The sequence below is a fragment of the Paenibacillus monticola genome (assembly GCF_009664975.1).
In the GTDB taxonomy this organism is placed as follows: domain Bacteria; phylum Bacillota; class Bacilli; order Paenibacillales; family Paenibacillaceae; genus Paenibacillus_AQ; species Paenibacillus_AQ monticola.
In genome coordinates this window covers 1-13,028 of the sequence record NZ_WJXB01000022.1, presented here as the reverse complement: position 1 = coordinate 13,028, position 13,028 = coordinate 1, and the positions used below count along the sequence as shown (strand labels likewise).

Genomic DNA, 13,028 nt, shown 5'->3' with positions numbered 1-13,028 from the left:
ACATTTACCCCCACACCTGTTATATAACAGTATGCGGGCTACATTCACTTTATTCAAAAACAAAAAAAGCCTAAAAAAGGGTCTCAGAGGACTCTTTCGTGGCTTCTCCGTTTATGAAAATACGGGAATGTTTATGCACGAGGTTGCCTCTCTTAATTGCGCTTACGGGGTTAGCTGTCGGGTTCGGACGAAAGAGAGACGCCCTATCTTAGGTCACCCGCTCACGGCGGTTGCCCTCAAATTCACCCCAAAGACCACGTGAAGAAATCAAATATTATCTGCGGCACTTCTATGCTGTACTCTATGTACGAACATGCGGCAAAGTAATATTGGTTCCCCCGTTCTCCATACGGAGACTCAGCGAGACGATCCATGAATCAGTGGCTGTCACTGTAACACAGACCACTGCACTGAAAAGATGATATCCTGTTTTGATGCATGTTGTAAAGGACGATTCAAGCACGTTTACGTAAATATATGGTTAAATTATTGTAATATTCGGCCGTTTTTATGTTAAAAAAGTTTAATATATCGTTCATTCTTTATTTTTCACCGTTTTTGCTCCCGTTTTCAGACAATCCCAAATCGTTCCAGTGCGTTCGCATACGTAATTTCTGCTATTTCCTCCCAACTAATCCCTTTTATTTCAGCCGCAGCCTCTGCTACCAACTTCACATGAGCACTCTCATTACGCTTACCTCGGAAGGGGTGAGGGGTCAAATAGGGGGAGTCCGTTTCGATCAACAAGCGGTCAAGTGGCGTCTGTGCGAGCACCTCTTTGGGGACTCTGGCGTTCTTAAAAGTAATGGGTCCTCCGAAGGATAAATGAAACCCCAAGTCCAGACACATTTTGGCTGTTTCCCAACTGCCAGAGAATGAATGCATCACCCCTCCGACCTCATTTGCCTTTTCCTCACGTAAAATTCGCACCACATCTTCATGAGCATCACGATCATGGATGCAAATGGGCATTTTCAACTCTCGGGCTAGTCCAATCTGCTTGCGGAAAACTTCATGCTGCACATCTTTTGGCGAAGTGTCCCAGTAATAATCCAAGCCAATTTCCCCGATAGCTACCACCTTTTTATGACTGCATAGAGAAGCGATCCAATCGAGGTCCCCATCCTTCATGTCAATGGCATCTTGTGGATGCCAACCGACGGCTGCATAAATATTATCATAAGCTTCAGCTAGCTTCATCGTAGTTGGAATTGTCTCCCTATTGAATCCAATATTGATCATCTTACTTACCCCAGCCTCAAACGCTCGGGTAATAACCAATTCACGGTCTTCGTCAAATTGCGGAGCATCCAGATGTGTATGTGTGTCGAATAGAAACATTATTCTCTCTCCCTGCCTTATATTTATGATGAATTACATAAATTTTTGTATTATCTTGCGAATATTTCTGCTATTGAGGAAGGCAAATTTGCGAGAACTTTCTTCAACTTTTCTTGTGGAAAGTAGAGATGATATCTTCCGCGGTGAATGCCACTAATCGAGCGGACAATATCCGATACTTCTGAGATTTCCCTTAGTTTATCATGCCGGTCAAGCAACAGGATTTGCTTACTGTCGAAGCCCTCCCCTGGATGGAAAATATCATACGGGAGGTCTGTCGGATAATCAATTTCCAGGTCATAGACTGGGTTAAGTCCCGCGGCGGCAAAGCTACGACGAATCTCGTCAATAATCTCTGTATTTAGGCTCTCCATTTCCACATATTTATACAGTTTTCGATGAATAAAACGACTGCATAGGTCGCTTAGGATTTCATCCTTTTCAAGTGTCCATTGCATAAAAGCCGTCTGAACCAGTGCCTCATCGAGCAGTAAATATTGATCTACTGAGACTTCACCCTGGAATAAGTCCAGCAAGGGTTCAATCATAAAACGAAAGGGGTATTCCACATGAAATAGCTCCGTTGCCCTGCGGAATATTTGGCGCAAAATAATTTCCGAGCTACGTGTGACCGGGTGGAAATATACCTGCCAATACATTTGATAACGTGACATCAGATAATCCTCGATTGCATGCATTCCCGACTCTTTCACTACAACTCTACCGTTGTAAGGGCGAAGCATTCTCAGAATTCGGTCGATATCAATGGTTCCGTAATTTACTCCGGTATAATAGGCATCACGCAAAAGATAGTCCATGCGATCAGCATCCAGTGGACCGGATACTAAATTGACAACAATCTCATGCTCATATGTTTTGGAAATCACGGAAGCTACTTTCCGTGGAAAATCCTCCTCTACATCACGTAGAATATCAGTTATTTCTGTGTCCTCTAAAATGATTCTGCAGGTCCATTCCTCATGATTCATTTCAAAAGCTTCTTCTATAGAATGAGAGAACGGACCATGTCCCAAATCATGCAGCAACGCTGCACATAATGTAAGTAATCTTTCCTCGGATATCCAATCCTTATACCCACTTCTTTCAAACTGGGAAATGATCCGTCGCGTAATTTCATAGACACCAAGTGAATGAGAGAAACGGCTGTGCTCTGCCCCATGAAAGGTAAGATAGGAAGTGCCTAACTGACGAATCCGACGCAAACGCTGAAATTCCTTTGTATTAATTAATCGCCAAATGATTGTATCCTGCACGTGAATATAGTTATGAACCGGATCCTTAAAAACCTTCTCTTCTGTGAGCGGCTGCTGCATGAGCTCAACCCCTTTCCTATAATATTTATGCATTCCGAGAAGCTACAGGTTATAATATATTATTATGTCGTATTTTGTCGAAAAATGACAATTTACCTACTGACAAATCGACAAATTCACTTTGTTGTAGTTTATAGATGATTCACCTCTATAATAAGCGAAAAAAAGCTGTTTTTGAAAAAAAACTTAAAATTCGCTTGAAAAAAGGTTGACTGATTTGGGAATCGTTGGTATTATGAATATCATAAAACAGTGAAGAATGTCGAATAATGACACTTTCGATAATTGAGAGGAGAAACGGTTAAAATGATGAAATCAACAGGAATTGTAAGAAAAGTAGACGAACTTGGACGGGTTGTTATTCCGATTGAATTGCGCCGTACACTCGGTATTGGTGAAAAAGATGCGCTCGAAATTTACGTGGACGGTGAGCGGATCATGTTAAAAAAATACGAGCCTGCTTGTATTTTCTGCGGTAATGCCGAGAATGTAACTTACTTCAAGGGGAAAATTGTTTGTCATGAATGCATTTCTGCCATCCCAACCCCTGTGACAAACTAAAATATATAGTATATAATAGGAACTAATTAAATTGTTAATTCTAACCTTATCTATATCTCCTTGGCCTCCCGTGTATGCGGGGGGTATTTTTTCTGCCGCATCCTCCCTACAGGGAAGGCCCGGAGGGCTCCACCCTCTGGACACTCGGAATCTTTGTCTGATGTGCAAGTATGGGGATAGATGTGACGTTTGGCGGTGAACTGCCCCTTCTCATTCCTTACTAAGCAGTGTGTTATACACATCACGCTTAGACAGTCCCCGATCGGACGCGGCTTTTTTCATGGCGTCCTTCCGTGCAAGACCGGAAACCTCATAGTGGGCCACATGCTCTTCGATGCTAAGTGCACGCCACCAAGCAGATCCGGCTAAATCAGCCTCCTCTTTACTCTCACCCTCAACAACGATCACATACTCCCCAAGCGGCGGGTGTTCTGCTAACCAGGCACTGCATTCCTCGATCGTTCCGCGTACGAACTCCTCGTAGCGTTTCGTAAGCTCACGGGCTAACACAACCCTGCGGTTACCAAAAGCCTCCTGCAGATGAGTGAGTGTCTTGATGACGCGATGCGGCGATTCGTAGAAGAGCAGGGTCCCCTGAGCAAGCGCAAGTGTCGACAACACGGCACGGATATCTTTTCGCTCCCGGGGCAGAAAACCGGAAAAAGTAAAGGTCGTAGTCGGCAACCCAGAAGCGATTAAGGCTGATAGTGCTGCGTTAGCACCAGGAATCGGAATCACCGGAATACTGTGGCTTATGGCAAGTGCGACGAGATCGGCGCCGGGATCAGAAATCGCCGGCAACCCGGCATCGCTGACGAGTGCCAGATTTTTACCTTCTATTATATAACGTATCAGTTCCGGGCCACTGGCAGCCTTATTATGTTCGTGATAACTGAACAACATCGAAGGCGAAATCTCAAAATGACTCAGCAGCTTCCGTGTTTGTCTTGTATCCTCGGCAGCAATAATATCACATTCCTGCAATGTGCGGACAGCACGATAAGTCATATCCTCTAAGTTGCCTATAGGAGTTGCCACCAAATAAAGTGAACCACATCCCTCCGGCTTCGATCCATGAATATTGTTTTGAAAACTGCTTTGGCATGATATAGTCATTATTTTCCCTCTTTAACCCCATAGTAGATGTCCATGATTTCGGGACAGTATTGATTGTCTTCATTATATACGATCAATGGCGGTTGTAACCGCACCTCCGGCTTCCCATCACGGGTAGCTTCGATTAACACCATATTCGCTTCTAAATGCGCACGCGGATGCACAAAGCGGATAATCTTCGGTTCTAGTCTATTCTGCCGCATTAGACTGATGATGTCGACCAGACGCTGCGGCTTATGAACCATACTAACCTTGCCTCCGGTACGAACGAGACGGACACACGCTTGAATGACCTCCTCCAATGTACAGCCAATCTCATGCCGAGCCATAGCCTGATGCGAATTCAGCTTTAGGTCGCTGCCGTTAAGCGGCATGTAGGGTGGATTGACGGTTATAGCATCGTACATACCATAGCCTACCACTGTGTGCAGCTCACGCAAATCTCCCTCATGAATCACAACCCGCTGTTCTAGACCATTTAAGGCTACGCTGCGACGGGCCATATCCGCCAACCGGGGCTGTATTTCGATACCTTCTATAGAGGCGTTGGTACGTGTGGTCAGAAGTATTGGAATAACACCGTTTCCCGTACAAAGATCAAGCACTCTCCCGCGAGGAGGAATATTAGCAAATCGAGCCAGCAACACGGCATCCATGGAGAAGCTGAATACTTCATCACTTTGAATAATCCGCAGGTCATGCGTTAATAGATCGTCCACCCGCTCTGTTGGGAGCAAAGGTACGGATACCTCTTTGTTTATGTTTGTCATTTTATTCTCCTAAAAAGTTTTGTTGAGCATAGTCTTCGTGGGGCCTCTTCGTAACAAAACTTGCTTCGAAAGCATACGCTTAGTTTTGTTGAGCCGAATCTCAAAAATTCAAAAAAAACCGTAGGCGTAAATCTCCTACGGCTGGATATCCTTATTTGTTAAGAAAAGAAAGGCAGAACAGACAATCACCCTCAGTACGCAAATGTCCAAAGTAGACATTGCAGATGTGAAAGCCTTCGTGGTACAGTCGAGCCAGATTGTCATAACCTTCCCCGACAACCTCCTCTGTCCCCTCACTAGCAGCCAAAAGAGCCACTGCCTCCGCAGAATCCACGTTAGGATCTAAAGGTGCTTCCCTCTTTAATATTTTGCGCAGCTGTTCATTCTCCAGACTGAGCCTTTGATTAGCTTCCATCAATTCTTTTACCGTTTGTTTCCAATCTCCAACAGTGGCGCGCATATTTTCCATCTGCGCTTCCATATCCTGCATGTGTGCAAATATATTTTTCTTCTCCAAGTTTCCACCCCGAAAGTAACCTTATATGGTTTACTTGACGACAACATCATCCATTGGAAGTTCCTTAACTTTGCCCACTTCAAACAGCTGTACATGAACCGTGCGGCTTCCGACGTTAATACCGACTACCTTACCATCCCCCAGCGAGGTTACAACAACCTTCCCTACGGCTGGCATTTCTTCCTTCACACTCTCATAATTATCATGCTCAAACTTCAGACAGCACATTAACCGTCCACATAATCCAGAAATCTTTGTTGGATTAAGTGAAAGATTCTGATCCTTAGCCATTTTAATGGATACAGGCTCGAAATCACCCAACCAAGAAGAGCAGCAGAGCACTCGGCCGCAAGGTCCCAATCCCCCGAGCATTTTAGCCTCATCGCGTACACCAATCTGTCGAAGCTCAATTCGGGTTCGGAAGATACTCGCCAGGTCTTTGACTAATTCACGAAAATCAACGCGTCCCTCGGCCGTGAAATAAAAAATAATCTTATTGCGGTCAAACGTAAATTCTACATCCACAAGCTTCATTTTGAGGCCATGATCGCGGATTTTATTTAAACAGGTAGTAAAAGCATCCTTAGCTGCTCCTTTGTTCTCCTCCACCACACGTGCGTCGGTATCTCCGGCAATACGCATGACTTTCTTGAGCGGCAATACAACATCGGACTCCTGCACCTCTTTTTTACCTACAACAACTCTTCCATATTCGACCCCTCGTGCTGTCTCCACAATCACACATTGATCACGTTCAATTGGAAAATCAAGCGGATCAAAGTAATATATTTTACCCGCTTTTTTAAAGCGGACACCTACTACGCTGTACAAAAATTAACCCCCTTGTTTGCCGGTAAAAGGAACCCATAAGCAAGTTCGCTCCCTGATGATCCATGCTTGTCCCTCCTCATCCGTTAAACCGATAGTTCCAGGCTGAAGCGACATCCGGAGGATATAACATAACTGACCCTTAACTTTCCAATCGGATTAAGAACTGCTCCAGACAAAGTTGGGCATTGGCATTGAACCGCAGCTTCCTCTTACTGTCTGCAGCAAATTCCATATAAGATACCCATTGTTCGGTACTCCGTTGACGGGCATGTCTGGAAATAAAGTCTAACTGATCTATGAAAACGATACTTTCGTGCTTTCGATACAGGAAGTAGAGCATATCCTTGAACCACAGGTGGAACATACTGAAAAGGATATCCAAATGTTCACCGAGCCCGGTCTTGAACAGCTTCTGCCCAACGGTTGCTACCGCTGTGCTTCCCTTGCCCAAAGACTCCTTTGCTAATTGTAACACTAGATTTCTTATTTCTGCAAACCAATTCTGTACCAGAAGCTCTCTGCAGCCGTCTAGCCCTGACGTCAATGATGCTGCACACCGAGCCAGGGGCACCGGAACACCTTCACTTGTGAGTGCTTGCAGCATCATCTCGAGGTCCAAAGGACTAAAGGAAATACGCTGAGTACGCGATTGAATGGTCGGCAACAAGGCGCGGCTGTTCTCCGAAATCAGAATCCCAACTGCCGGAGCAGGAGGCTCCTCTAGAAATTTAAGTAAGCTGTTCGCAGCTTGTACTGTCATTTTGTCTGCTTCATCTATAACATAAACTTTAGGATTAACACCTTCAGAGCGGTAGGTGAACACTCGTTGTAATTCCCGGATCTGATCGATCTTAATGCTTGCTCCATCTGGCTTCAGCAATGTCAAATCAGGATGATTTCCATGTTCTACCTTCCGGCACTCGAGACATTCCCCACAAGCATCATCTTTGCATTTGGTACAAAATAAAGCTTGAGCAAACATAAGTGCCGTCTTCATTTGTCCACTGCCGGAAGGTCCACTGAATAAATAAGCATGGCTTACGGTTTCCTTACGCAGGGCATTCTGAAGTAACCGTTTGGCATCCTCCTGGCCCAATATATCATGAAAAGGCATAAATTCCTCCCAAGTAACTTTTAAAAAGAAAGGTTAATCAGTAATCCACGAATTTCCCCAACCCGACCCAGCAAATCGATCCGGCCCTGTTCACTACTGAGTAAATCATCCGCCATAGTCAGTAAAGCGGAGTCAATTTCCTCCAGCAGTTTGTAGCGCTTGCCCCGGCCCCGCCGATCCCAGCCCCGCGTTTCTTTTAGAATAACTCCACGTCGTGCTGTCTCTTCCAGAAATTTCTTAATCATCATCCGGTAGATGGTTAGCTCACGTATTGTCATGGTCTTCGCTAAACGATCGCCTTGGGATTGTATATCCTTGATCTGGCGGTTTAGTTCATCTATTGTTTTTTGTTCACTTTGCTGCTGAAATACATCTGAGAAAGTCTTCTGCTGTATAGGTCTATTGGTTCCTTCTGTAATCGGCAGTTCACTCTTCAGCGTCCTATATCCCGGATTAATTTTCAAAGGTTATCTACCGCCTCTTTATACAGTATACAATTTATAACGGCTCCGGGTCTCCACAATGTAATAATAAGTCTAGCCGTTCCTGCGGATTTCCATATTATGCTCAATAATGTTCAAAACGATCAACAGGAAGGACAAATACAGTCGCCCCGCCCACCTGTACCTCAACAGGAAGTGGTAAATACGAATCTGTTGTCCCACTCATTGGTGTTACGGGTGTGACAAGCTGCTCGCGGACCTTACAGCTATTGCGAATTACGTTCAGTACAGCTTCAATTTGACTATCTTCTACCCCAATCATAAACGTTGTATTCCCTGCTCGCAGAAATCCACCTGTACTGGCCAACTTGGTAGCACGGAAATTGGCCTTGACTAGCTCACTGGACAACCGGTTACTGTCCTTATCCTGAATAATTGCAATGATTAACTTCATCTTCACATTCCCTCCTTAAAGTTATATAAAATAAGCCTTATTCATACTGCTTCAAGATCGGCTGTTTCAGTAAGATTACTATTTAGTATATTAGACAAAACTCATCAAAAACCCTTTAATACTCTCTCTTCGAGTATACGTACGATATCCTGTTCCACCATATGAATCGGGCGGTTGGCATCAAGAACAACAATTCGCTCTGGGTAAGATTTAACAACTAATTGGTAGCCCTCTCGAACCATCTGATGAAATGCCAGACTCTCCAGATCAAGACGGTTCACTTCCCTCTCCTGATTCGCGGCGATCCGTGCCAGGCCTACTTCGGGATCTACATCCAGATAAAAGGTTAGGTCTGGCATTCGATTTCCAATCGCAAAACGATTGATAGCCCATACTTCATCAATTCCCAATCCTCTTGCATACCCCTGATAAACAAGACTGCTGTCTACAAAGCGATCACAGAGTACTGTTAGTCCCTTTTTCAGAGCAGGCTCAACGACTTCCGCCAAATGTTGGCTTCTGGATGCTGCATACAACAAAGCTTCAGTTCGTGCATCCATCGCGGTATGGGCAGGGTCCAGAATAATTGAGCGGATCTTCTCGGCAATTTCAATTCCGCCAGGTTCGCGAGTAATCAAATAGGGCATTGAGCGATTCTGCAAATAGGCTGCTACCCTGCCTAGCACCGTTGTTTTTCCGGAGCCATCGCCCCCCTCTAATGTAATAAAGAAACCGTCTCGTCCCACTTATCCTTCTCCGCCTTTCTTCATGTTATAAACCACTATTTGCTGTAAGGCCGGATCGGCACATGCCTGAAATTTAGCGCCACTCTCGGCTAAATCGGTTAGCCTTCTGCTTATCTGTCCTGTTATGGTTTCACCAGAATACAATAGCGGAATACCTGGAGGATAAGGAATGACCATTTCTGCTGCCACTCTTCCCACGCTGTCTTCAAGCTTAATACGTTCTGTATGACTTGCCGCCACAGGCTTCAAAGAAAAAGGTACCGGATCTGAGATTAGTGTTTTGCTCAAATTGTTCCACGTGGAAATATTACTGGAAACATTTGGGTTTCCACCAGCTTCTACATTTGTAGTTACCGATTCAGATACCATGCCTGAGGAGGGTTCTACCTCACCGTATGTAGAGACAGCTTGTATCTCAGTCTCTATCTCCCCCAGCGCTTCCAGTAATCGAACTGCATCCTCAGCCCTTGAGCCGAGACTAAACAGTAAGACTACATGCCGGTCATCGCTCATCTCCGGCACACAACCTCGATCCTCAAGCCTGCGCTGCAGCTCGAAGCCACTGAGGACCCTGGTCACGTCATAAATGACGGCTTTAAAGGGGTCCTGTGTAAAGTGCGCCGCCCCGTCCTGCGGAGCAGCTGGCTGCAGCAGTCTAAAGCGCGGCAGCGCCGTAAGGCCGCGGCGCAGGATATCTACGGCGGCTAGCCCCGCCGCGAAGGCGCTGGCCCCTTGGCTGTGCAGCAGCTGCCTGGCCAGATCGAGCGACGCCATCACGGGGTAGGATGGGCTGGAGCTCTGCACCATGGCGAGCCGCTGCCGCAGCAGGGCGCGGTCTAGCCGCGGCCCTTGAATATGCAGCATAGCGCCCATGGTGAGCGCAGGCAGCATCTTGTGCGTGGACTGGACGACGCCGTCCGCGCCACAAGCAAGTGCCCCGGCAGGCAGCGCCGGGTGCTGCCCGTAATGCGCCCCGTGCGCCTCATCGACCAACAGCGGTACGCCGCTGTCATGACAGGCCTGTGCAAGAGGCGCAAGATCACTGCCCATGCCGTAGTAATTCGGCATGGTTACCAGCACTGCTGCAGCATCTGGGTAGGCTGCGAGAGCAGCCTGCACCGTCTCCACCGCAGGAGCAACTGCAAGACCGCTGAGCGGATCAATCAGCGGTTCCAGAAAGACAGCCCTCACGCCAGCCAGCATTAAACCATGAATGACCGATTTATGCACATTGCGCTGAAGAATCAGGATCATTCCAGGCTCAGGGCATACCGTTAGAATAAGTGCCAAATTGCCGGCAGTACTACCTCCTACCAGAAAAAAACTCTCCTCTGCCCCAAAACAATGGGCCGCCAGCTCCTGAGCTTCCTTAATAACCCCTTCGGGATGATGCAGATCATCGGTACCCGTTATTTCTGTAACATCGTACCTCATAATCTCGCGCAGATACCCCGCTCCTGTAGCTCCTGCATATGCCTCTCCATTTTTATGACCAGGCACATGATAAGAGATATTACCCTTTACTCTATATTGTTCCAACATTTCATATAAAGGTGCCCTATTACGCTGTTCATTGTTCATATATATCCCTTCCTACTAGGGGTTACCTTCTATTTTAACGCATATAAGCGCAAACGCCTATATTTTCAGTACCAAGTATCAGAAAACGACAAAACGGCTTCGCCGCCTAAAAGCCGGTGAAGCCGTTACATAGAACATTTCTTATCCAAACAACGTGACACAGATCCACCGCCCACTCTTTTCAACCTAGTCTTAATCAGCAAGGCTTCTACGATTTAAGCATTCTTTTGTAAATCAATTTTTTTCATACGCCCAATAAAAAAACGATATTTGGCATCTTCCGCCTCTGTACGCACCATCTCCGCCTCACAGTCCTCACAAATGAAATGAGAGACAATCACTATACCTTCCTCTTTCACCTGCCCGCAAATAATACAGGCTTGCCCGGTTTGTTGTTCCATAACCATCCCACCTTGACTCTTTTAAGAACAGTATGATACAGTTTCTATCATTTTAAACCCTTTCATAGTTTTTTCATATCATTCAATATCGTATATTATATATATTCCATCTCAGTCCTTTCGGTGAGTATTGGCGCAAGTTTAACAAAACGCTTCGATTTACCGATATTAGTGATATGAAATCATGCGAGGAGGTCAATCTTTTTTTATGGAATCCAACACCAAAGGCGCTGCTACATTCTATCAATATAAACTTATCAAAAAAATCAATATTACAAATACATTTATGCGTATATATCTTACGCTCCTGCCCATATCCATCGTGGTAGAGACCTTATTTGTCTCCTGGTGGAGTATCTTCTTCTTGATTATAGCTGCTCCTATTGTCGTGTGGATCCAATATGTAATCTCACGTTCCGTCCTTCTTATTACAGGTCATCCAATCATAAAAAGATGGAGGACCTCTTTTCAGCTACCGTGGCTTGGGTATATGCCTGATCAATACATCAGCTACCGCCTTTTCCGTAAAGTTCAACTCCATAACTTCTGGATTGGCCTTTGTATTGCTACTTTTTTTATTGTTTGGTCCCCTCCAGCCTTTACAGTATCTCTAGTGGTATGCCACTTGTGGTTACTGCTGCCGCGAATCTTTATTCTGATACGACTAAGACGGGAAGACAGCGAAGGAATGCTGAAGTTCAGCACGACCGATGTATCCTATTATTCTCAGTAAAAAAAATAACTTATACATAGTTATATCCCCCTACAGGCACACAAAATAATCGCCATCCGCATTTGGATGGCGATTATTTATTTACTTTCCAGCCCCTTGATGGAAGCCTTCTTTTCTTTTGGCACCATTACTATAAAATAGTCGTCATGCAAAGTTAAATGCACGATCAGCGCATCCTTCTGAAAAACACCTGAGGCTCCTGATTCTTCCTTTTGCTGTTCCTGCCATCCCCATGCCTTGATCTCATCCAGATAGGGTTCTGGTATACCGTTCTTTTCCTTCAAACCAGGCAAGGAATAGCGTACATAATCCATAGCAACATTTGTAGTAGTTCTATCCGGAGAATTTGCTTCCTTAGGCACAGGAAAGCTCTTCTCGTTAAGTGCCCCTTCAAAAGAATCCCAAGCAGGCTCCTTCGTTCCACAGCCTACCAGCATTATCCCAATAATACAGAAAATCATAAGCATCCAAAAAGGTTGAGTTCGCTTTCGCTTCATACCTTAACTCCTCCTTACCTCTAACATGCATCTAAAGACACAAGAAAATTCAAGAATACAATTTATCAGTAGTTCATTCGTATCAAGGTTATGCTTAATATTTGCACTTTTCTATTATACTTGTATCAATCGCAGCGTCGGTAACAAAAATGTCACCCTATTGGAGCCATTTATTACGATTTATAATTCTTCTTGCCTATTTCTAATCCTGTTTTTAGAATACAACAAAAAACCACCGTTGAAAGATCAACAGTGGTCTTCAGTGCTTGGCAACGTCCTACTCTCCCAGGACCCTTCGGTCCAAGTACCATCGGCGCTGGAGGGCTTAACGGTCGTGTTCGGGATGGGTACGCGTGGAACCCCTCCGCTATCGCCACCAAACGGGTTTTTTCCGGTCGCTTAGCTCCCCGAATTCCTTCAGGAAAATAACCAACATCAGAAAAGACATACAGGCTTGAATCGCCTGAAAACTGAATCCGAATCGAATTTGCGTTTCTTGCTTGTTTGTGGATAAGCCCTCGACCGATTAGTATTGGTCAGCTCCATGCATTGCTGCACTTCCACCTCCAACCTATCTACCTCGTCGTCT

At 45.3% G+C, this 13,028-nt stretch carries 15 protein-coding genes, 2 rRNA genes and 1 riboswitch; of the genes, 2 read left to right on the top strand and 15 right to left on the bottom strand.

Going from position 1 to position 13,028, the window contains the following annotated elements; translation table 11 throughout:
- Nucleotides 1–144: 144 nt before the first annotated feature.
- Nucleotides 145–373: riboswitch (cyclic di-AMP (ydaO/yuaA leader) on the bottom strand.
- Between the two features lie 197 nt (nt 374–570).
- On the bottom strand, nt 571–1,341 hold the full coding sequence (locus GJB61_RS30035) for a TatD family hydrolase (RefSeq protein WP_154122691.1): 771 nt from the start codon (nt 1,339–1,341) through the stop codon (nt 571–573).
- Nucleotides 1,342–1,391: 50 nt separating this feature from the next.
- A complete protein-coding gene (locus GJB61_RS30030; RefSeq protein ID WP_154122690.1) occupies nt 1,392–2,675 on the bottom strand; it encodes an HD domain-containing protein in 1,284 nt (427 codons plus the stop codon).
- Nucleotides 2,676–2,981: 306 nt separating this feature from the next.
- On the opposite strand from GJB61_RS30030, the gene GJB61_RS30025 reads away from it, so the two are divergent.
- Nucleotides 2,982–3,236 carry an AbrB/MazE/SpoVT family DNA-binding domain-containing protein gene (locus GJB61_RS30025; RefSeq protein WP_019914502.1) on the top strand — a complete coding sequence of 85 codons (255 nt, stop codon included), beginning with the start codon at nt 2,982–2,984 and terminating at the stop codon, nt 3,234–3,236.
- A gap of 210 nt (nt 3,237–3,446) precedes the next feature.
- Here the strand turns inward: GJB61_RS30025 and rsmI are convergent, their stop codons facing one another.
- The 10 genes from rsmI to GJB61_RS29975 all read right to left on the bottom strand — a co-directional run bounded on the left by rsmI (nt 3,447) and on the right by GJB61_RS29975 (nt 11,209).
- On the bottom strand, nt 3,447–4,352 hold the full coding sequence (rsmI, locus tag GJB61_RS30020; RefSeq protein ID WP_154122689.1) for a 16S rRNA (cytidine(1402)-2'-O)-methyltransferase: 906 nt from the start codon (nt 4,350–4,352) through the stop codon (nt 3,447–3,449).
- On the bottom strand, nt 4,352–5,122 hold the full coding sequence (locus GJB61_RS30015; RefSeq protein ID WP_154122688.1) for a tRNA1(Val) (adenine(37)-N6)-methyltransferase: 771 nt from the start codon (nt 5,120–5,122) through the stop codon (nt 4,352–4,354). The genes rsmI and GJB61_RS30015 overlap by 1 nt, the downstream gene beginning before the upstream one ends.
- A gap of 151 nt (nt 5,123–5,273) precedes the next feature.
- Complete coding sequence (locus GJB61_RS30010; RefSeq protein ID WP_154122687.1) at nt 5,274–5,639, bottom strand: initiation-control protein YabA; 366 nt, start codon at nt 5,637–5,639, stop codon at nt 5,274–5,276.
- 30 nt (nt 5,640–5,669) lie between these two features.
- Entirely contained in the window at nt 5,670–6,470 is an 801-nt protein-coding gene (locus GJB61_RS30005) for a PSP1 domain-containing protein (protein WP_154122686.1), read from the bottom strand.
- A gap of 139 nt (nt 6,471–6,609) precedes the next feature.
- A complete protein-coding gene (gene holB, locus GJB61_RS30000) occupies nt 6,610–7,584 on the bottom strand; it encodes a DNA polymerase III subunit delta' (protein WP_154122685.1) in 975 nt (324 codons plus the stop codon).
- 20 nt (nt 7,585–7,604) lie between these two features.
- Nucleotides 7,605–8,048: a YaaR family protein gene (locus GJB61_RS29995; protein WP_154122684.1), complete on the bottom strand. Its 444-nt coding sequence runs from the start codon at nt 8,046–8,048 to the stop codon at nt 7,605–7,607.
- Between the two features lie 103 nt (nt 8,049–8,151).
- Nucleotides 8,152–8,481: a cyclic-di-AMP receptor gene (locus GJB61_RS29990; protein WP_036678844.1), complete on the bottom strand. Its 330-nt coding sequence runs from the start codon at nt 8,479–8,481 to the stop codon at nt 8,152–8,154.
- A 104-nt stretch (nt 8,482–8,585) separates the two neighbouring features.
- Complete coding sequence (tmk, locus tag GJB61_RS29985; RefSeq protein WP_338116198.1) at nt 8,586–9,227, bottom strand: dTMP kinase; 642 nt, start codon at nt 9,225–9,227, stop codon at nt 8,586–8,588.
- Nucleotides 9,228–10,808, bottom strand: a complete 1,581-nt coding sequence (locus GJB61_RS29980; RefSeq protein ID WP_154122683.1) for an aminotransferase class I/II-fold pyridoxal phosphate-dependent enzyme — start codon at nt 10,806–10,808, stop codon at nt 9,228–9,230.
- 215 nt (nt 10,809–11,023) lie between these two features.
- The gene (locus tag GJB61_RS29975; protein WP_154122682.1) at nt 11,024–11,209 is read right to left on the bottom strand and encodes a sigma factor G inhibitor Gin; all 186 of its coding nucleotides are present in this window, start codon (nt 11,207–11,209) and stop codon (nt 11,024–11,026) included.
- Nucleotides 11,210–11,417: 208 nt separating this feature from the next.
- Between GJB61_RS29975 and GJB61_RS29970 the strand changes: the two genes are divergently transcribed.
- Nucleotides 11,418–11,942 carry a hypothetical protein gene (locus GJB61_RS29970; protein ID WP_154122681.1) on the top strand — a complete coding sequence of 175 codons (525 nt, stop codon included), beginning with the start codon at nt 11,418–11,420 and terminating at the stop codon, nt 11,940–11,942.
- Between the two features lie 77 nt (nt 11,943–12,019).
- Here the strand turns inward: GJB61_RS29970 and GJB61_RS29965 are convergent, their stop codons facing one another.
- From GJB61_RS29965 to GJB61_RS29955, 3 genes are all read right to left on the bottom strand, one after another.
- Entirely contained in the window at nt 12,020–12,439 is a 420-nt protein-coding gene (locus GJB61_RS29965; RefSeq protein WP_195724527.1) for a hypothetical protein, read from the bottom strand.
- A 264-nt stretch (nt 12,440–12,703) separates the two neighbouring features.
- Nucleotides 12,704–12,820, bottom strand: a 5S ribosomal RNA gene (gene rrf, locus GJB61_RS29960).
- A gap of 125 nt (nt 12,821–12,945) precedes the next feature.
- Nucleotides 12,946–13,028 (bottom strand): 23S ribosomal RNA (locus GJB61_RS29955); the annotation flags it as partial.